This window comes from Algoriphagus lutimaris, assembly GCF_017051705.1.
Lineage (GTDB): Bacteria > Bacteroidota > Bacteroidia > Cytophagales > Cyclobacteriaceae > Algoriphagus > Algoriphagus lutimaris.
The window spans coordinates 1,161,364-1,181,359 of record NZ_JAFIDJ010000001.1 but is presented as its reverse complement, the minus strand read 5'-3'; the positions used below and the strand labels follow the sequence as shown (position 1 = coordinate 1,181,359).

At 38.8% G+C, this 19,996-nt stretch carries 18 protein-coding genes; 4 read left to right on the top strand and 14 right to left on the bottom strand.

The window, feature by feature from the left end; all coding sequences use genetic code 11:
* Window positions 1–2 precede the first annotated feature (2 nt).
* The 4 genes from hsdR to JYB62_RS04820 are packed head-to-tail and all read right to left on the bottom strand — an operon-like array spanning window position 3 to window position 7,205.
* Window positions 3–2,420, bottom strand: coding sequence for an EcoAI/FtnUII family type I restriction enzme subunit R (gene hsdR, locus JYB62_RS04835; RefSeq protein ID WP_205644283.1), 2,418 nt, complete (start codon window positions 2,418–2,420; stop codon window positions 3–5).
* Window positions 2,417–4,618: an AAA family ATPase gene (locus JYB62_RS04830; protein WP_205644282.1), complete on the bottom strand. Its 2,202-nt coding sequence runs from the start codon at window positions 4,616–4,618 to the stop codon at window positions 2,417–2,419. The genes hsdR and JYB62_RS04830 overlap by 4 nt, the downstream gene beginning before the upstream one ends.
* Window positions 4,618–5,754 carry a restriction endonuclease subunit S gene (locus JYB62_RS04825; protein WP_205644281.1) on the bottom strand — a complete coding sequence of 379 codons (1,137 nt, stop codon included), beginning with the start codon at window positions 5,752–5,754 and terminating at the stop codon, window positions 4,618–4,620. The genes JYB62_RS04830 and JYB62_RS04825 overlap by 1 nt, the downstream gene beginning before the upstream one ends.
* Window positions 5,751–7,205: a class I SAM-dependent DNA methyltransferase gene (locus JYB62_RS04820; protein WP_205644280.1), complete on the bottom strand. Its 1,455-nt coding sequence runs from the start codon at window positions 7,203–7,205 to the stop codon at window positions 5,751–5,753. Before JYB62_RS04820 ends, JYB62_RS04825 begins: the two co-directional genes overlap by 4 nt.
* 256 nt (window positions 7,206–7,461) lie before the next feature.
* On the opposite strand from JYB62_RS04820, the gene JYB62_RS04815 reads away from it, so the two are divergent.
* Entirely contained in the window at window positions 7,462–7,758 is a 297-nt protein-coding gene (locus tag JYB62_RS04815; protein ID WP_205644279.1) for a hypothetical protein, read from the top strand.
* An 18-nt stretch (window positions 7,759–7,776) separates the two neighbouring features.
* Here JYB62_RS04815 and JYB62_RS04810 read toward each other — a convergent pair whose 3' ends face one another.
* From JYB62_RS04810 to JYB62_RS04770, 9 genes are all read right to left on the bottom strand, one after another.
* Window positions 7,777–9,102 carry a pentapeptide repeat-containing protein gene (locus tag JYB62_RS04810; protein ID WP_205644278.1) on the bottom strand — a complete coding sequence of 442 codons (1,326 nt, stop codon included), beginning with the start codon at window positions 9,100–9,102 and terminating at the stop codon, window positions 7,777–7,779.
* Between the two features lie 146 nt (window positions 9,103–9,248).
* Entirely contained in the window at window positions 9,249–10,631 is a 1,383-nt protein-coding gene (gene mnmE, locus JYB62_RS04805) for a tRNA uridine-5-carboxymethylaminomethyl(34) synthesis GTPase MnmE (protein ID WP_205644277.1), read from the bottom strand.
* Window positions 10,628–11,080: a thioredoxin family protein gene (locus JYB62_RS04800; protein WP_205644276.1), complete on the bottom strand. Its 453-nt coding sequence runs from the start codon at window positions 11,078–11,080 to the stop codon at window positions 10,628–10,630. Before JYB62_RS04800 ends, mnmE begins: the two co-directional genes overlap by 4 nt.
* Window positions 11,077–11,991 carry a metal ABC transporter permease gene (locus JYB62_RS04795; RefSeq protein WP_234982114.1) on the bottom strand — a complete coding sequence of 305 codons (915 nt, stop codon included), beginning with the start codon at window positions 11,989–11,991 and terminating at the stop codon, window positions 11,077–11,079. The genes JYB62_RS04800 and JYB62_RS04795 overlap by 4 nt, the downstream gene beginning before the upstream one ends.
* A complete protein-coding gene (locus JYB62_RS04790; RefSeq protein WP_074223994.1) occupies window positions 11,978–13,270 on the bottom strand; it encodes a metal ABC transporter permease in 1,293 nt (430 codons plus the stop codon). Before JYB62_RS04790 ends, JYB62_RS04795 begins: the two co-directional genes overlap by 14 nt.
* A 1-nt stretch (window position 13,271) precedes the next feature.
* Window positions 13,272–14,060: a metal ABC transporter ATP-binding protein gene (locus tag JYB62_RS04785; RefSeq protein WP_074223995.1), complete on the bottom strand. Its 789-nt coding sequence runs from the start codon at window positions 14,058–14,060 to the stop codon at window positions 13,272–13,274.
* Window positions 14,057–14,971, bottom strand: a complete 915-nt coding sequence (locus JYB62_RS04780) for a metal ABC transporter solute-binding protein, Zn/Mn family (protein WP_205644275.1) — start codon at window positions 14,969–14,971, stop codon at window positions 14,057–14,059. The genes JYB62_RS04785 and JYB62_RS04780 overlap by 4 nt, the downstream gene beginning before the upstream one ends.
* Window positions 14,968–15,630 (bottom strand): metal-dependent transcriptional regulator, encoded by a 663-nt coding sequence (locus JYB62_RS04775; protein WP_074223998.1) that lies wholly within the window; start codon window positions 15,628–15,630, stop codon window positions 14,968–14,970. Before JYB62_RS04775 ends, JYB62_RS04780 begins: the two co-directional genes overlap by 4 nt.
* Before the next feature lie 314 nt (window positions 15,631–15,944).
* On the bottom strand, window positions 15,945–17,075 hold the full coding sequence (locus tag JYB62_RS04770; RefSeq protein WP_205644274.1) for a glycosyltransferase: 1,131 nt from the start codon (window positions 17,073–17,075) through the stop codon (window positions 15,945–15,947).
* A gap of 20 nt (window positions 17,076–17,095) precedes the next feature.
* Between JYB62_RS04770 and JYB62_RS04765 the strand changes: the two genes are divergently transcribed.
* Both JYB62_RS04765 and JYB62_RS04760 read left to right on the top strand, forming a co-directional pair.
* Window positions 17,096–17,911, top strand: a complete 816-nt coding sequence (locus JYB62_RS04765; protein WP_205644273.1) for a 2,3,4,5-tetrahydropyridine-2,6-dicarboxylate N-succinyltransferase — start codon at window positions 17,096–17,098, stop codon at window positions 17,909–17,911.
* A gap of 10 nt (window positions 17,912–17,921) precedes the next feature.
* Entirely contained in the window at window positions 17,922–18,524 is a 603-nt protein-coding gene (locus JYB62_RS04760; RefSeq protein WP_205644272.1) for a tetratricopeptide repeat protein, read from the top strand.
* A gap of 59 nt (window positions 18,525–18,583) precedes the next feature.
* Here the strand turns inward: JYB62_RS04760 and JYB62_RS04755 are convergent, their stop codons facing one another.
* Window positions 18,584–19,312 carry a molecular chaperone DnaJ gene (locus JYB62_RS04755; protein ID WP_205644271.1) on the bottom strand — a complete coding sequence of 243 codons (729 nt, stop codon included), beginning with the start codon at window positions 19,310–19,312 and terminating at the stop codon, window positions 18,584–18,586.
* A 211-nt stretch (window positions 19,313–19,523) separates the two neighbouring features.
* On the opposite strand from JYB62_RS04755, the gene JYB62_RS04750 reads away from it, so the two are divergent.
* Window positions 19,524–19,931 carry a DUF4332 domain-containing protein gene (locus tag JYB62_RS04750; protein WP_205644270.1) on the top strand — a complete coding sequence of 136 codons (408 nt, stop codon included), beginning with the start codon at window positions 19,524–19,526 and terminating at the stop codon, window positions 19,929–19,931.
* The last annotated feature ends 65 nt before the right edge of the window (window positions 19,932–19,996 follow it).

Below are 19,996 nucleotides of genomic sequence, written 5' to 3'. Positions count from 1 at the left end.
AATTAAGCCACTACATCCTTGTACAAATACTGCTGAAATTCTATAAACATCTTCCTTACCTCTCCGGCATTACCTAAAACACTTAAGCCATCGGGTAAGCTTTGGTATTTATTTTCGATTAAGGATTTTAACTTGGAATCGTCGAGTTCTTCAATTCCAACTTCCACATATTTTTCAAGGACAAAATCAATAAATTCTCGCTGGTTGGTATTCAATAAGGGAACAACAGCTTGTTTGGCTAATTGAGCGCGTTCGGCTCTGGATTTAGCGATAAAGTCTCCATTGAAGACATACTCCAATACATCAAAAAGATCACTCTTCTCCATATTTACCAGCTTCTGAAGTGTGAGAAGGTCATCCTTAGGAAAACCCATTTCATCCAAACTCTCCAAAAATGTTCGTCTGGTTACTGGATTGCCCCAAATAGCTCTTAACTCTTCTTCGTCTTTAAATAGCTTTGGAAGTTCTCCGAATAATTCTGCCATAAATTCTTCTGATGAAATAGGCTTTCCATCTGCACTCCAAAAAGAGGTAGACATCATGTGCTGGATCGTCCGGTCTTTTCCTCTGGCTAACTTGACTTTTACTTTCTTTGACTTCTTATCACAGGTGCAAGGCGATTCACCACAAACAAGGCAAGGGGCTGCTGGCTCTTTGACGCAAACACAAATCAGTTCTCCGCACTCTTTGCATGGCGTATCCAAAGGGGGATCACCAAGTACCACTTCTGGCTCAGCGGGTTCTCCATCCCATTCTGGATCAGCGAAATGATGGTTTGCATTTACATAATCGTAAATGGTAAAAAATTCTTTTCCATCGAAAACCCGTGTTCCTCGACCTACAATCTGTTTAAACTCAATCATGGAATTAACAGGCCGTAACAACACAATATTCCTGACATTCCTGGCATCCACACCGGTTGATAGCTTTTGGGAAGTAGTCAGGATGGTAGGGATAGAGTTTTCGTTATCCTGAAACTTTTTCAGCTGTGATTCACCTTCTGCTCCATCGTTAGCGGTCACACGAACGCAATAGAAAGGGTCTTTGCTCTTACTTTCCTGATTGATTAGATCTCGGATCAGTGCTGCATGTGCCTGATTCGCACAGAAGACAATTGCTTTTTCTTTTTGATTACTATCTCCCAGATAGATTTGCACTCGCTTACGCTCTCGCTCTTCTATCTCTATGGTTCTGTTAAAATCCTTTTCCTCGTAGCGTTTTCCATCTTCGATTTCTCCCTCCAGAACTTCATCATCAGAAGTATAGATGTAATCATCCAGTGTGGTCTGAACTCGTTTTACTTTGAAAGGAGTTAAGAAACCATCATTGATTCCTTCCTTCAGCGAATACACATAAATCGGTTCGCCGAAATAGCGGTAGGTATCTACGTTATCCTTTCGCTTGGGTGTAGCAGTCAAACCCAATTGGACAGCAGGAGAGAAGTACTCCATAATCGCCCGCCAATTGCTCTCATCATTTGCACCACCTCTATGACACTCGTCTATGATAATTAAATCAAAGTAGTCTTTTGGATATTCTCCAAAATAGGGAGCAGGCTTTCCGTGTTCATCTGTTCCTGACATAAAAGTCTGGAAGATGGTAAAGAACAAAGATCCATTGGTGGGTACTTTGCCACTTTTCTTTATTTCTGAGGGTTTAATTCGAACGAGTGCATCATCTGGAAATGCAGAAAATGAATTAAAGGCTTGATTCGCCAGAATATTCCTATCTGCCAAAAACAAAATTCTTGGTCTGCGGCTGGCTTCGTCAGGATGCTTGGATCGATCATTTAGATTCCATCTTGTTTGAAACAGTTTCCATGCAATTTGAAAAGAGATGGCAGTCTTTCCTGTTCCTGTCGCAAGAGTTAATAAAGCGCGATCCTTTTGTTTAGCTATGGTTTCTAGTGTTCTGGCAACTGCGATTTCCTGATAGTATCGAAGTTCCCATGTTCCCGATTTATCTTCAAAAGGGACAGCAGCAAATCGTTCTCTCCATTCTCCTGAAAAATCCTCTTTCGCATCAGATTGGGTTGTTGGGAAAGTCTTTTCCCATAACTCATCGGGACTTAAAAAATCATCCACCAATCCTTCCAATCCTGATTCCATGCAGATCTGGTAAACATGATTTCCATTGGTGGAGTAGGTGGTAGCGAGCTTTAATTTCTCAGCATATAGCTTGGCTTGCAACACCCCTTCACCAACAGACAAGTCTGCACTTTTGGCTTCGATGATTGCTAGTTTAGTGCCTTTATAAACTAGAACGTAATCAGCGATTTGCTTTTTTCCTCGCCCGCCAACTTGAATCTTACCCGCGGTGATATGATACTCTCGAAGGACTTTTGATCCTTCCACAATTCCCCAACCCGCTTCTTTTAGCTTTGGGTCAATTAGTTCTGCACGGGTTTCGGATTCGTTCATGAAATCATTTTTTTATAATGTTCTTCGTAACCTGCCACCTTGAAAAGTTCTGAAAAAGCATCTTTAAAGTCTTGGTAGTTGAACTCTTTAAAATCAAAAATATTCTGTCCTAAGGAATGCGATTCCCGATTTATGTATCTATAAAATGCCTGAAAGCGAATTTCCTGCATAGTAGGTTGATTAAAGAAATTATTCAGGTCTTTGTTTTCAATAAAGTTGAAGAAATACTCAATAATATTTCTCATGCAATTGGCTATTAACGCAGGATGTTGATTTTGGTCTTTAATTACATACCAATAGGCCTGATAATCATTCTTTATTGATTCATAAGTCAGTTTTTCAAAGTAACTGCCAACATCATTTTTAATTAGTCTAAAGAGCTTTTGTGTCTCTTTTCTTTCATCATGCTTGGTTTCGGTTATTTCATAGAAAAAATAAAGGCTGTGTGTTAATATAAAGACTTGTTCATACTTGTAATTCCAAGTAGTAATGCCATTCTTCTTTTCTTTTTTTCCGAAAAATTCATTCTTAATCAGTCTACCAACATTAAAAACATAAATATGTGATAGACTGGAAATGGGGTCATCGATGACAATAATCTTCTTCTTTGCAGCTTCTGTTGCGTCCTTTTTTCCACGACACAGTTCCAAGAAATACAAAAAGCTAATTATCATTTTTTCGCCTTCACTTAGTGAAAGAAAAACTTTGTTATCGTTTTGCTCTCGAACTATTTTGTAAAGATTATCAGCATGTTGTTTAATCTTGAAGTCATGAATGCCAAGTTCTAAAAGACCGTTATTGATGTTAGCAATTGCTTCTTCAATATTTACGGTTTGCTTTTGCTGTATTACAATTATTTCTCTTTGTTTCTGAATATCTGTATCCAATTTTTCAATTGCTTGATTTAATCCGGCAATCTTTTTTTGGTATTGAGCTTTATCAGAAATGTAAGAACTTAATGTTTGGTCGTATTCCCAACGCATAATATTCCAAAAGTCAGTTTTTAGGTCGAGTAAAGCCGTTTCCTTTTGGTCGATTTTTTTGTTGTGTTCTTTTACTTGCTTATTGATGTTTTCAATTATTCCATTGATTGCAGTCAAAAAAGCAACTGAACTTTTTAAAGTGATTTGAACGCTTGGCGTTTTGATTTTATCATCAATTAGCTGTAGGTTCTCTGTTGCAACCTTAGTGAATACATTGTATTTTATTTCAAAGTCTTTTTTGTGATTTTCAAACTTCGGATTGCTATCGTATGTTGATTTGTCAGGAATTAGCTGAATGGCTTCTGCGTATTGCCTACGAAATTCCTTTAATGCTGCCAGATCTGCTTCATACGATTCATCAAAATATTCTTTGATGCTTTGAAGTAATTGACTTGAAATAGTTTGCTCTTGACAGAAAGGGCAAGTTTCATTCTTGGTTTCAAGTTTGGTTGGCAAGTATTTTAATCCATCTTTTACCCAATCCGAATTTTCAAGTTTGTTTATTAAACCCGAAACCGTGCTATTTTCATTACCAACGATCTCCTTTTTAAATATTAGCTCTGTTTCAATATCAGCGACATCAAAATCAATAGGGTCGAGTAAAATATACTTTTGAGCATTCTCGCCTGATAGAGCCTGTACTTCTTCCTTTATTTGGTCTGTTGTTTTGGTTGGCTTACTATCTGGCTTCTTTAAACTTTCAATGTAGCTCAATAGCTTTTTTCCATCATTTCTGTAGCCTTCAAGACAAAATTCTAATACTCGGTCGCCACCTGTATAGTTTTTTTTGATTTCCCAAACTTTGTCTTTTGCTTTTTCGTGTTTTAAAGATATTGCGTCGGATTCCTTTTTTAAGTCCGCAGTTTTCTGAATCTTTTCTGCATCAAGTCTTTTAATTTCCTTTTCTGCATTTAAAATTTTTGTTTTTGCTTCCTTGTTCTCTTTTGACAAAGTGAATATGCCTTTTAAAGCATCGGGCTGAAAAAAGTTGTCTTGAACGAATGATTGATTATAAACGATAATTTCTTCATCCGAATTCAGACCTTCAATGGAGCATGCTTTAAAATCTTGTTCGGCTTGTTTGTATAGATAATCAGAAAATGTGCTTTTACCAGTTCCATTTAAGCCATATACAAGATTTACCTTCATGTCTGTTTCCAAGGAAGCAGGTTTCTTGTAACTGGCAACGCCATTCAATGTAATTTTGGTAATCATTATACCGCTTTTATTAATTTTATTGTTTTCAATTCCCCACTAAACGCCTTCTTCAAAACACTTTTCTTCAACTCATCTAAGTCATCTAGTTTCTGCTTGTAGATCGTTTCCAGCTTTTCAGTTTCTACTTGCAGGGCATCAATCTTATCCACTATAGCTTCTTGTTCTTCGATAGTTGGCAATGGAATGGGGATTTTGTTGAGCATTCTTTGGTTTAACTTTGGTTGAGCCATACCACTTACATACTCATCAATCCTAATTGAATTAATGTATGTTTCAATAAATTTCTGAGTTGTCAACTCAGAGAACTTTAAGACGTGGGCATGATTGTTTACCCAAGTCTTGCCCGAAATTGAAAATGCAATTGGATATGTACGCGCTAAAAGATTTGCTCCATCTTCTGAAATACACAGTAAGTCTTCATCAAAAAGATAATCTGCAACATAATCTACAATTCCTGAAGCACCATAGTAAGGAATGTCTCCACTATCTCTTTTGCTTTTTGTTATCGGAACTCTTTTACTGTCAAGATTTTCGGCAATTTCATTGAGGGTTTTCGTTTCCCAATCCCCATTCTCAAACACCCCCTGCAAATAGCTTTCGAAAAGTTCTTTGGCGTTTTTGAGGTTTTGTTCGGCATTGGATTTGGCCTTGTCTATCGCCGTAAAGCACTCGTCTAAAATGGAAACAATGCGTTGTTGTTCGGGGAGGGGAGGGATAGGTACAATTCGTTTTTCAATAGAACCTTTTCCTACATGCATCATAGTAGTACCTGTTCCATGTGCAGTTTTAATAGCTTCAGTATCCCACTCTAATAATTGATATAAGTATTCCTTTGTTACATAATTTAAATCAGGAACAACTTTCCAAATATGATAATGGTAAATTACCTTTCCTCCATTCCAAATTCTTGGGCCAAATGATGCCGACCATGCATAAAGCAAGTCACCATTTTCACAATATTTATCTTCATCTAATTCTAAATCAGAATAATACCATCCTCTATTAGTAAAGAAATTCCCAACTCTTAAAACTGGATATTTTCCAGAATCTAAAAGTTCATTTTTTGAATATGCCCTTCCATTAATAAAGGTACAAACCTCACCCAACTGTTTTAATTGCCAACCTTCTTTCATATCAATTCCAAGATTGATTTTAAGATCTCTGCAGTTTCTTCGTCCAATGCTTTCATTTCCTCTAGAATATTTTGTGGAGAACGAAGTGCTACTTCTTCTTTTTTATTTGGGTTCTTGACTGAAAGGTCGAAGGTGTTTTGGTCTACGTCCTTGATATTTACAGTCCAGGAGTTTTCGCTATCCGCGAAGGTTTTTTGTAATTCCACAAACTCCGCAAGATCATTTTCATTTAGTGGATTGGTTTTGCCTAAGTTGCGATCCAGATTGAGGGAATAGAACCAGACTTTTTTTGTGGCGCTTCCTTTTTCGAAGAAGAGCACGACGGTTTTTACCCCTGCACCGGTGAAGGTTCCTCCGGGAAGATCCAAGACGGTATGCAGGTTGCAGTTTTCCAAGAGTTGCTTTCGTAAGGCGATAGAAGCATTATCGGTATTACTCAGGAAGGTGTTTTTGATGACCACACCTGCACGACCACCAGCTCTGAGGATTTTTATAAAGTGCTGAAGGAATAAGGAGGCGGTTTCTCCGGTTCGGATCGGGAAGTTCTCTTGCACTTCCGCTCTTTCTTTTCCTCCGAAGGGAGGGTTGGCAAGTACCACATCGTATCTATCCTTTTCCTGAATATCTGCGATATTCTCGGCAAGTGTATTGGTGTGGATGATGTTCGGAGCTTCCACACCGTGCAGGATCATATTCATAATCCCGATAATGTAGGCCAGTGATTTCTTTTCCTTTCCGTAGAAGGTACGCTTCTGAAGGATTTCAGATTCAGCAGTAGTCAGTGACTTGGAGTTTCGCATGTAGTCGAATGCCTCGCAGAGGAAACCTGCCGAACCCACCGCGCCATCATAGACGGTTTCGCCGATTTGTGGATTGACCACTTTGATGATCGTGGTGATCAGTGGGCGAGGGGTGTAGTATTCTCCACCGTTACGTCCGGCATTACCCATGTTTTTGATTTTCCCCTCATAGAGATGGGACATTTCATGCTTTTCGGCATAGGTTCGGAATCGTAGGGAATCGATCAGATTGATGACTTCCCGAAGGTTGTAGCCACTTTGGATTCGATTTTTGAGTTCGCTGAATATTTCTCCGATTTTGTATTCTATGGTAGCTGGACTGGCTGCAGAAAGCTTGAAGCTTTTGAGGTAAGGCCAGAGTTTGATATTCACAAAATCATTGAGATCATCCCCAGTCTTTGCATTATGGTGATCGAGTTCTCCGTTTGGAAGTTTGGGTGCAGCCCAAGTACTCCACTGATATTCCGGACTGATGATGGAGGTATAAGTTTTGCCTTCCAGTTCGGCAGCAGTAGCCCGATCTTGATCAAGATCATCCAGGTATTTTAGGAAAAGCACCCAAGAAGTCTGCTCCACATAATCCAGCTCTGAGCCACAGCCCGCGTCTTTGTGAAGGATATCGTCAACGTTTTTAAAGGTTTGTTCGAACATTTGTCAATTAAGCTGTAAAAGCTTTTGTTTTAAGGAATGGAAAATTAAAAAGGTATCTAAAGATATTAGTTTGAACAATAAGGAAAAACTCATTTTTGAAGAAATGGACGATTTTAATAATTTTTGTACTAAAATAAGTGCTCAAAAAACTTTTTAGTTTTTATCTCACTATCAAAAATAGAATTAGAACTCATTTGAGCAGGTGGAGAATTTTAAGAAGTAACAGAGATAAATAAACCGAAAATTTGAAATTTTAATGGCAATTAAGGTAACAAACGAAGATTATAATTTATTAAAAAAGATATCAAATGAAATTGACGAATATTTCAAAGCTCCAAATTCTAATGCAGAAACAAGGTCAACAGATATTTACGATTATCTAAAAAAGAAAGAGTTTATAAGGGAACAGTTTAGGACTGGCAAGGAATTCAATCAATTTTTAAGAAAAATGCAAAAATCAGGTGTTTTTAAAGCTGTTATTCCAAACTCAATGGTGGACACCAGTGATCCTTACTTTTATCAATGGAGATTTTACAGGAAGTCTAAAAATTAATTTTTGGCATCTTAAGCTTCATAAGAACTCATTTATATTTTTCGTTGAAATAGAATTTGTTTTTCCTTCTAAAATTCTTTTTTCCGCCTCAATTGCTCTATCTATAATTCCTTTTTGAAATCCTCTTATCAAAGACTCTTCTGAATCATATTGAATAACATCTAAACACCACGGATAAACAGTCAAGTCCTTAAACATTGCAAAAGGATGTTGTCCAGCTTCAATTATTGGAACAAAAGGAATTTTATAATCAGGCAAAGTGGCTTGTAATTCAAGTGGGCTACTACTTGGATTACTTATATCGGCAATAACGAAACGTGACATACCTGCTAAAATCTTAATGGTTTCAGTAAAATCTTTTGAAGAAACTTTTTCAAAATCAAACATCATGGGGAGATAACCAAGATGTCGTAATTTATCACGTATTGCATCCAATATTTTTTTCCTTTCTGAAGTAAATCTTCCTAAAATTAGGACACCTTTATTTGCAATAGTGCCAAGCACATTTCTTATCTTATTATTATTTAAAATTAAGTAAATGAATTGTGCAACTTCAATATCATCAACCATTAATTCTGCCTCAGTACGTCTTGAAAAAATAAGATTATTTTGTTTTAATCCTTCAGTTTTTAAGTTCCAGACTGACGCCCCATAAATACGTGAATTATTAATATTTGCATTTTCAAAAATAGTTTGGACGCATGAAGTCACTGTAAGGTCAGAGCCAGATAGATCTGCTCCTCTAAAGTTGGTTTCTGTTAAATCTGAATAGGAAAGAAAAGCTTCCTTTAAAATTGCATTTGAAAAGTCTGCATTCGCAAGGTTAGCATCAATAATTTTGGCATTTGATAAGTCAGCGTTTACAAAGTTACCGTACATTAAGTTGGACCTCTCTAGATTTGCGTAAGAAAGATTTGCATTATTCAGAATAGCTTGTATGAATTCAACATTAAAAAAATTTGCACTTGAGAGATTTGCACTTGAGAGATTTGCGGTTTTAAAAGAGGATTTTCCAAACATTCCATTTGAAAGATTGGATTTCGAGAGATTTGCATTCTCAAAATTACTTTGTGCAAATGATGCTCCACAAAAGATAGTATCACATAGATTAGCGTTCTCAAAATTGCATTTCCAACCTTGAGCATTGGATAAATCAACTCCTTGAAGGTTGACACCTTTTAAGTTAATTCCATACATTCCTGATTGGTTTGAACTATCAACAAAAAGGTAATCTTTCAAGTTGGCATAACTTAAATCAAGATAAATTTCAGGATTATTTTTTCTCCATTCGTTCCATTCACCAATGCCTTTTTTTAATATCTCTAATTGTTCTTGATTAGCCATCTGTATTTTTATTTAAAATAATAAATAAAGTTAAATGTCTGGAACATAATTAGATCTAATATACATGAATAGTAATTATCATATATCTAAAAGAAAATGTATTTATAAATGTTCTAGTTTATTTTAAGTTTTTTAAATAGTGGGAGTTACTTCCCGATACAAAACTTGCTAAAGATATTAGCCAGCAAATCATCCGTAGTAATCTCTCCAGTAATTTCTCCTAAGTAATGCAAGGAACGTCGGATATCCATGGCCACAAAGTCATTGGTGATTTGCTCGTCAATTCCTCTTAAAATATCCAATAAGGAATCACGGGTTTTGATTAAAGAATCATAATGACGCACATTGGTCACGATGGTGTTTCCGGTTTTAAACTTATCCAGATTCACCAGTTCCAGGATTCTGGCTTTCAATTCTTCCAGGTTTTCCTTCTTTCCAGCAGAAATAAAAATAGTATCCGGATGTTTTGACTGAAGTTCAGAAACCAATTCCGGATTCGCCTTATCTATCTTATTGGCGATTTTCAGAAAGGGAACACCCAGATTTTCTAGCTTATTCACATCCCGGTTAATCTCTACTAAATCAGTATCTCCCAAATCAAATAAATATAGGATCAAGGAAGCAGTTTTCATTTTCTCTTGGGTTCTGCTGACCCCAATGGCTTCTATGGTATCGGTGGTTTCTCTCAATCCCGCCGTATCGATGAAACGGAAGATCACCCCCCCTAAATTGATTTCATCTTCAATAAAATCACGGGTAGTTCCAGCTATATCCGATACAATGGCCTTTTCTTCATTGAGAAGGGCATTCAATAGGGTGGACTTTCCGGCATTGGGTTTTCCGGCAATTACCGTAGGAACTCCATTTTTGATGACATTCCCTAAGTCAAAGCTGAGGATCAATTCTTCGATCACTCTCAAGAGTCGCTCTACCAATTCCTGCAATTCGGTTCTACTTGCGAATTCCACATCTTCCTCCCCAAAATCGAGTTCTAATTCAATCATGGAGGCAAAATGAATCAGTTTTTCACGCAGCTGTTGGATTTCGCTGCTGAATCCTCCACGCATTTGACTTAAGGCTGCTTGATGACTGCTTTCTGAATCAGCATGGATCAAATCTGCCACGGCTTCTGCTTGAGCCAGATCAAATTGCCCGTTTAAAAAGGCTCGTTGGGTGAATTCTCCTGGTTTTGCTGGTCTTGCACCTTTCTTTAGGAAAAGCTTGATGACCTGATTGATAATGTAAGAGGATCCGTGAGTGGAGATTTCCACTACATTTTCCTTGGTAAATGATTTGGGCGCGATAAATAAGGAGACCAACACCTCATCGATGATTTTGTTTCCATCTCGTATGGTCCCAAAATGGATGGTATGACTTTCCTGCTTTTCCAGATTCTTTCCGAAAAAGACTTCATTGCAAAGTTTGATAGCATCTTTGCCAGAAAGTCGGATGACTGCAATGGCACCCACCCCTTGAGGGGTTGCCAAAGCAATGATGGTATCATTCCCTTCGGAAAGTGAAAAACTCATTGTCCTCTAAAACCTTTTTTGACGATGTATCCCAATCCTTCTAAAAATTGCTCCGGTTCTCTATAGCCTGGAAGCTGGGTGATATTTTTTAGGGTAGGGTCGATGATCACGAAATTCGGAAAAGAACGCACGCGCATCACCGCAGCCATTTCCGCTTCAGAATATTTTTTACCCATGAAATCAAAGGTGCGGTTATCATCCTCCGCATTTAATTTCACTGCGTAAAATTGATCGTTGACGTATTCGATGACACTTGGATCCTTAAAAGTCAAGGCATCCATTTTTTTGCACCATCCACACCAATCGGTGTACACGTCCACTAATAGCATTTTTGGGTTTTCTTGATTTGCTGCTACCGCGTCTTCAAATTTCATCCACTTGATCTCTTCCTGAGCCTGTGCGGCAAAGCCTAAGAATAAAGTGAATGCGATTAGAACTATCTTTCTCATAATTGTTTGTCTTCGAGGGATAAACCATTCTTGCTCCTTGGAAGTTCAAATGTAAATTTAGGTCTTTTACCTTTAATTAGTACACTGGCCAAAAATAGGACGCCGGAAACGGCTACCATCATTCCAGCAATTGAACTATCCACTAGGTAAGCAAGGTAATATCCTGATAGTGCAATAAAAATGCCTAATCCACAAGTAAGTTTGATCAATGGCATTAATTTTTTGGTCCATAAGAATGCAGTAGAAGGTGGTACTACCAATAAAGCAACCACCAAAATGGCACCCACTGCTTCAAAACTGCTTACAGTAGTATACGATACCATGGACATTAAGGCCAGATTGACTGTTTTCGAAGGAAGTCCCATCACGGTGCTGAAGTTTTCATCGAAGCTGGTCAGGGTTAACTCCTTAAACAATAAGGTGATAAAACCTCCCACCAAGGCAACATTGAGGACAGCGAGATAGGTGATTCTTGGCCCATAATTAAATCCCGAATCCGAAATCCATAGATCAATAGGGAGGTAAGCGATTTCACCATACAGGACACATTCCTGATCCAGGTCTACTTTGTAGGCAAGCAGGTTGATCAGGATAATTCCAATGGCAAAGAGTAGGGTGAAGGTGATTCCGATGGAGGCATCAAGCTGAACTCTTGCTTTCTGCCGAAGCCAGTCAATGACCAAGGTGGCAAAAATGCCCAGAATTCCAGCACCAATGATTACTTCCAGCCCTCGCTGACTTCCGGATATAAAGAACCCGATGACAATGCCCGGTAAAACGGCATGGGAAATGGCATCTCCAGTCATGGACATTTTTCGGAGCATCATAAATACACCCAATAAACCACAGGAGATTGCTATCAAGGAAGCGGTGAAAATGATTAAGAATGCGTTTTGATCAAAGGTCATCATAGTCTCTTGGTATGTTTTCTTGATGAGGATCCAGTTTTGGGAAATTCATTTTTTTCTCCAGCAATGCTTCTACTTCAGGAGTTAGGATATGTTCCAGTTTTTCGGCCGTATCGTGCACATGATCCGGAGCAATATTCATGTACTCATTGAGGTATAATTCCCATAGTCGATGTAGTCTTACGATTCGTTTTGATTCTGATTTTCCTTCATTTGTTAATATTATAAGGTTCTGATTTTTAGTGATTAAACCTTTTTTTATTAAATCATTGATTGACTGCTTGCTTTTTTGTTTTTGGAAAGGAAAGCTCTCATAGATTTCTTCTATGGATAGGTATTTTTTACCATTTTCCAAACCATGATGCAGCGCCTTTAATAAGTGGTCCCGATGGGTTTTGTTTAAGTAATTTTTCCGTGATATACTTCGGGAAAGCACCCCTTTCTTAGGTGCAAAAAGAAAGGAGATAAGTGCCAGTAATGAGAGGCAGACTACCACCCAAGGTCCAGTAGGCATTTGAGGCAAAACAAAAGAGATATAGGTTCCGATGATGCCGGAAATCACGGAAAATAGCCCGGCTATAAGCAGTAGCTTATGTAGTCGGTCTGTCCAGAATCTTGCCGCTGCTCCAGGGGTAATCAATAAAGCAGCCATTAATACCACGCCAATAGCCTGAATCCCTATCACGACTGCCAGTATCATTAACACATTAAATATTAATCGGATAGTGCCCATGGGGTAACCTATCGCTTTACCATAATCCGGATTAAAGACCAGAAGGCTAAATTCTTTTTGGAACAAGCTCAAGCTAATGATGATCAATACCGCCAGTCCTCCATAGATGTAAAGGTCCTCTTCTAAAATGGCAATTGCGTTTCCGAAAATGAACTGGTTGAGCCCGGCCATTTCAGGATTGCCCGATTTCTGAATGACGGTGAGCAGTACTACGCCAAAGCCAAAGAATATGGATAGGATAGAGGCAATAATGGCATCTTCCGATAATTTGGTGTTGGTTCTAATCCAGGAAGTAAGAAAGGTGGCCAAGGCTCCTGATAAAAAGGCACCTCCTACAATAAAAATTGGATCTTTCTCACCTGCTAAGATAAAGCCCAGACAAATCCCTGGAAGTACCGCATGGGAGATAGCGTCCCCTAGCAATGCTTTTTTGTCCAAAAAGCTATAGGTTCCGACATAGGCAGAGCCTAAGCCAAGCAAGGTGATACCAATCACCACAAAGGCGATGGAGCTGTCCTGAAAAGTAAAGAAGTAGAGAAAATCTTCCATATCAGCTTTTCAATGGGTTGAAGTCTTTTTGTTTGATTAAATCTGTGACCTTGGTCAAAAGATTTAATTTTCCACCATAGGTTTTGCGTAAGAGTTCCTCTGACATCACATGTTCATTGGGTCCTGAAGCTACCAAATGGAGGTTCAACATGATGATCCAATCGAAATAATTCATGGCCGAATGGATATCGTGGTGCACGACAATCACGGTTTTGCCCTGCGCAGCCATTTCTTGTAATAAATGGAAAATGGCTGTTTCGGTAGACATGTCCACTCCAGCAAATGGTTCGTCCATTAAATATAGATCCGCTTCCTGTGCCAAGGCTCTGGCAATAAAGACCCGCTGCTGCTGGCCTCCTGACAATTCCGATATTTGTCTGTTTACAAAAGACATCATCCCTACTTTTTCAAGGCAGCTTAACGCGATGTCTTTTTCTTTTTTTCCCGGTCTTTTGAATAGACCCAATTTTCCATAGGTACCCATCATCACTACATCCAAGACAGAAGCTGGAAAATTCCAGTCCACTGACTCTCGTTGGGGTACGTAACTTATTCTCGATCGAACTTGATCTAGTGTTTCATTAAATATCTTGACATAGCCGCTGCTAGGAGTGACCAATCCCATGATCGCCTTGATCAAAGTGGACTTTCCGGCACCGTTGGGGCCTAAAATTCCTATGAGCTTTCCTGAGGGTAAGCTTAAATCCACATTCCAGAGCACGGGGCTTTGGTCGTAGCTGACGATTAAATCATGGATTTCAAGAATTGGGTTATCTACTTGTGTGATCATGGGTTCAGGTTTTTATAAATGGTTTGTAGGTTTGATCTCACCATCCCTATATAGGTTCCTGCAGGAGTATCAGGGGCATCTAGGCTATCGGTGAATAAGGGCCCTGCCATTACAATTTGATGATTTTGGTTGGCGCATCCAGCTACCACCGCTTCAATCGCTTTGGGGGAGATGGTCTGTTCGGCAAATACTGCGTGGATATTTCGGTCCACAATAAATTGAATTAACCCGGTCAGGTCCCGTAATCCTGGTTCACTTAAGGTGGAGAGCCCCTGTAATCCTTTAACTTCAAGTTGGTAGGATTTTCCAAAATAGGCGAATGCATCATGGGCTGTGATTAATGCCTGATTACTGGATTTTAATTGATCTACTTTGAATTGGATTTCCTGATCCAATGTCTTCAATTCGTTCAGGTATTGTGCCGTGTTTTGTTCAATCTCCTGCTTCCATTCTGGCTTCCATGCCGCTAATGCTTTTGAAGTATTGGATAAAGCGATGGACCAAATTTTCAGGTCAAACCAAATGTGGGGATCTACACTGTGTGCTTCAGGGCCTGACCGTAATAATAGCTCCTCAGGTAAATTTTCAGCAGCATTGATCAGGTTTTGACTGTAAGCAAGTTTTTCAAAAATCTCGGTCATTTTTCCCTCCAAAAATAAACCGTGATAGACGACCATATCCGCCTCTTGGAGTAAGTCCAGGTCTCTGACAGAAGCCTTGTATAAATGGGGGTCTACCCCGGCAGGCATTAATGCTCTGACATCCGCTTTGTCTCCTAACATGTTTCGAATACCATCTGCCAAAATACTGGTGGTGGCTACTACCAAGGGTTTTTGACGTTGGGTTTTATCTTCTCTTTTACAAGAGAGGAGACCGATCGAGAGCAGTATTAGAAATAGGATTTTTCTCATGATTGAATAGCCAGAATATTTGCTGCTACATCCTTGGACATAAAGAGTGTTTTTTTCTGATCAACTAGAATTTCCAGAGAACCATCAAACTCTACTTTGTCCAAAACTTTTATTCGTGCACCGATGTATGCACCTACTTTATCCAGGTATCGAAGGAAAGCAGCGGAGCTGTCTTTTACTGCTACAATTTGCCCAGTTTGATCTATTTCCATTTCATTCAATGCTACTCTTGGTCTAGCTCTCACATCACCATATTCATCAGGTATAGGATCTCCATGTGGGTCGAATTTGGGATAGTTCAAATAAGCATCAAGACGTTGGATCAATAGGGGAGATTGAATGTGTTCGAGTTCCTCTGCTACCTCATGCACTTCATCCCAGGCGAACTGCAATTTGTCCACCAAGAACACTTCCCAGAGACGATGTTTCCGGATGGTTTGGAGGGCTCGTTTTTTTCCTTCTTCGGTGATGTTTACTCCATAATACTTTCTGTATTCAATGACTTCCTTGTCTCCTAGTTTTCTAAGCATATCGCTGACGGAGGCAGGCTTGGTTTTCATCTCTGCTGCGACATCATTGGTGGACACACTCTTCTTACCACCGTCAGACAGGTGGTAGATCGCCTTCAAATAATTCTCTTCAGCTGTAGTCATATTCATAGTACTCCAAATTATCTAAGGTAAAGGTAAAAAATAATTTAGATATAGCTAAATAAATATTTGATTATGTCTAAATCGACTGTGGATAAGCTATTTTTTAATGTGATTATCAATTTAGGAATGTCTAAAAATTAATTTAGTCTATAAAAATAAAAAATATAAACTATTGAAAAATAGTGTGTTAATAATTATTTAAAGCAAGGAAAAGACGATTTTCTCCGTGAAGACTGGGGAAAAAAGGAGTTTCCATTTCTCTGAAATCAGTGTAATTGGAAGGGGTGGAGTGGATAACTTTTGTGGATATCCACAAGAGATTAGAATGATAGAAGTTGCTCGAGGCAGGAAAGCATTTGTTCTTCTTGGGAACTCCAAAGAACTTCTTCTCCTGGTTGATTTGTAAAAAATGGGCTTTGGATAGCGGCTAAGAATTCAACAATTGCAGCGTCCATCTTATCAAAATCTAGTTGGGCGCCTCCCTGATATTGATCTATAAAAGCTTTCCATTTCTCATTGGGACTGATCAACACAGGGGTATGCAATGCCATTGCTTCAAAAAGTTTGGTGGGCATTTTGGAGGAGATTGCTTCATGGGATTGATAGGGCAACAAACAAAAATCTGCTGCTCTGATTTCCTTTACAATCTCATTATGATCTACCGGAGTGTCGGTTATTTTTAAGTCGATTCCAGGGTGGGATCCTACTTCCATTTCCAGCTTTTTTCGGAAGCTATGTAAGGGGATGTGCCCAATAATTATAAGCCTTGAATTTGGGAATACTTCTTGGATCTGTTTGAAGAATTGAATTCCTTGAATGGTCCCAAAAGCCGGTGTGATCGTTCCTGAGATGAGGAATTGAAAGGCTCTTTTTTCAGAGTAATCCAGCGTTGGTCCGGGTACTAAATTACCAGCAAATTTATTCTCCAAAATTAAAAAGGGTTTCTTTTCTGGCATTTGTGGGACATAGCATGCCTCTGCTAAAAAGTAATAATCCACCCCTTTAATGGATTCTAAATTTTGTATTATTCTAATAAAGTTTGAACGCCTAAAATTGGATAAATCGGGGTTTAGTTTCAGGTTTAACACATAGTTTTCCTGTACATCATAGACCAATTTATATCCCAGTATTACTTTCAAAAAAGCTGCCGATGCCAAATATTCATAGGTACAAACAATTAAGATTTTTGGTCGGGTTTGGACCAAGGTTTTTAGGAATCTGAATTGTGAGAAAAATCTTTCCCAAGTTGAGTATCGGTTTAAAAGTGAAGGGAAAAACCGGACTTCGGCTATACTTTCCTCTATTTTAGAGGAAAATCCTATGATGTTTAGGGTGTATTTGTTTGATTCGCGCAGTGAATTGCCGAGCTTTTCCCAAGCCCTCGTATCTTTGAGAGGTTTGAGACTAGAAGCTATTAAAACGGGAATTTTAGAGGCTTTGCTTTGACCCATAAACGAAACTAATTAAAATAATGGAACTGAAAACCATCATCGAAAATGCTTGGGAAAACCGAGAACTATTAACACAGAAAGAGACACAAATTGCTATAAAGACAGTCATTGCTGATTTGGATGCCGGACAAACCCGTGTTGCTGAACCAATGGAAGATGGAAGTTGGAAGGTAAATGACTGGGTAAAAAAAGCGGTGATTCTTTACTTCCCGATTCAAAAGATGCAAACCATTGAGGTTGGGCCTTTTGAATTTCATGATAAAATGGCTTTAAAAACCAATTATGCCAAGCAAGGAGTGAGAGTGGTTCCTCATGCAGTTGCCCGATATGGTGCTTACTTAGCAAGTGGAGTAGTGATGATGCCAAGTTATGTTAATATTGGTGCATATGTGGACGGTGGCACGATGGTTGATACTTGGGCTACGGTAGGATCTTGTGCGCAGATCGGTAAAAATGTTCATTTAAGTGGTGGTGTAGGTATCGGTGGAGTTTTAGAGCCTGTTCAAGCAGCTCCTGTCATTATTGAAGATGGAGCATTTATTGGTTCCAGAGCGATCATTGTAGAAGGAGTCAGAGTGTGTAAAGAGGCGGTGATTGGAGCAGGAGTTACATTGACAGCAAGTTCAAAAATTATTGACGTTACGGGTCCAGAGCCTGTTGAATATAAAGGAATCGTTCCAGAAAGATCTGTGGTGATTCCAGGTTCACTTCCAAAAGAATTTGCTGCGGGAACTTATCATGTTCCTTGTGCAATTATCATTGGAAAGAGAAAAGCTTCTACTGATCTAAAGACATCACTGAATGATGCGCTAAGAGATAATAGTGTAGCAGTTTAAACCAACTAAAATGAAAAAGTTAAATCAAGTCCTTTTGATGGCGGCGTTGTCAGGGGTTTTATGGGCTTGTTCCAAACCGGATGAAAACCCGGGAGATCAGTATTTTAATTCAGGAAATTACGCGGAAGCTGTTTCTGAATATTCCGAAACCTTGAAGTTTAACCCTAATGATGTCCGTATGCTTTACAATAGGGGTAGAGCATATGAAGAGCAGAATAATTTTGAAAAGGCCAAAAATGATTTTGAAAGGGCATTGGAAATTGAACCCAATAATATTCAGGTATTATTGAGTTTGGCAAATCTACATCATAAGGAGAAAAATTTCACCAATGCATTGCTTTATTCAAGTAGGGCAGAAGAGGTTCCAGGTGCCCCGGCAATGGCTTCTTTTATCAAAGCTCGAGCATTGCATCAAATGGGGAAATCCGAAGAAGCTTTGAATTCTTATGCGAATGCGATCAAAAGAGATAAAGATTTTGGTCAGGCTTATTACAATAGAGGCTTGTTAAAAGTTGCTATTGGTAATATTGGAAGTTCTTGTGAAGATTTCCAATTAGCAAGGTCATTGGAATACCCAGGCGCTCAGGAAGCCATGGACAAGTATTGTAAATAAAAATAAAACCGGCTTGGGCCGGTTTTTTTATGTTCTTTTTTTAGGCTATTCCCATTTTCCTAGGAATGATCATGTGGTTCTTCAGCTTGATGATCACATAAATTCTCAGATGCTAATCTTCCAGAACCACCGCAAGTCCTGCAGGCGCTGACTTCTTTTAGAGATCCTTCACAAACGGGGCAAGTAAGTCTTCCTTTTCCACTGCAGCGCTCACACTCGAAGTATTCGACAATATTGAAAATATTTCTTTTAGTAATCATGCCGGTGCCGCCACATCTACTACAGCCCACCACGCCTTTGGCTTTGCAATAATCGCAGTCCTGTTGGATTTCTTTATTGCCATCACAGGTGAAACATACCTTGTAGCGGTATCCTTTTCTATCACACAACTGGCAAGTTTGAATATCACGTAAGGGGCTTTCTAATTTCTTTTGAAGTTCCTGAGCGCCTTTGTAATGATCTCCAGTAAATCCTGACAGTTCTAAATACTTGTTCAGGAAATTCGCTGAGTTATCATATTGCCCTAAATGGTAAAGTGTTTCTGCAAAGTAATAGGGCATTTCCTCCGGAAGAGGTAATCCCGAGTCGATTAAGTTCCTGAATATGCCATTTGCAGTTTCATAATCACTTCGTTCAATAGCTGCCACTGCACTTTTCATCCAACTATCCGTTTGCCCTAAATTCGGTCCAATTTGCGCGGTAGCACCGTAACCCAAAGAAAGGAAAAGGAATAATAAGAAAAAGGTATAGGTGTAGAATGTTTTGGTATTCACTTTCGGATCTATCATTTAATGCAGCAATAAAGATAGATGATTTGAAAAGTAAAAGTTAATCTTTACTAAGTGGTTTGGTAATAGCATTTTATAGGAAGTGGATTTTGTAAATTAAAAATTGTTTTTAATTTATGAATAGAAGATAGTTTAGCATTATGTATTGCTAAACCTATCTATTTTCATATGATTTTAGTTTTATTGATTTAACAATTTAATCCAAACGATTATGGCAAAACCAATCACAATGATTGAAAGTATCGGTCCGGTAATGAAAGAAAAATTGGCGGCTGCAGGAGTTTCCTCAGTAGAGGGCTTATTGGAAAAAGGCGCAACGAAGGCAGGAAGAAAAGCAATTGCCGATGCATCTGGAATCGCTGAAGGTAAAATTTTGGATTGGGTAAATATGGCTGACCTATTTAGAATAGATGGAGTAGGAAGTCAGTTCGCCGAATTATTAAAAGCTGCAGGAGTAGATACGGTGAAGGAACTCAGAAACAGAAATCCTGAAAACCTACATGCTGCTTTGGTGAAAACTCAAGAGGAAAAAGGCCTGACAAGAGCTGTACCTGCAGCCTCTCAAGTAGCCCAATATGTGGAGCATGCTAAAACCCTTGAGCCAATAGTCACCTACTAAGTTTTTTAAACATCTTGATTTTATTGAAAACCTTTTTGCTGATCGCATCAAGGTTTTTTTTGTAG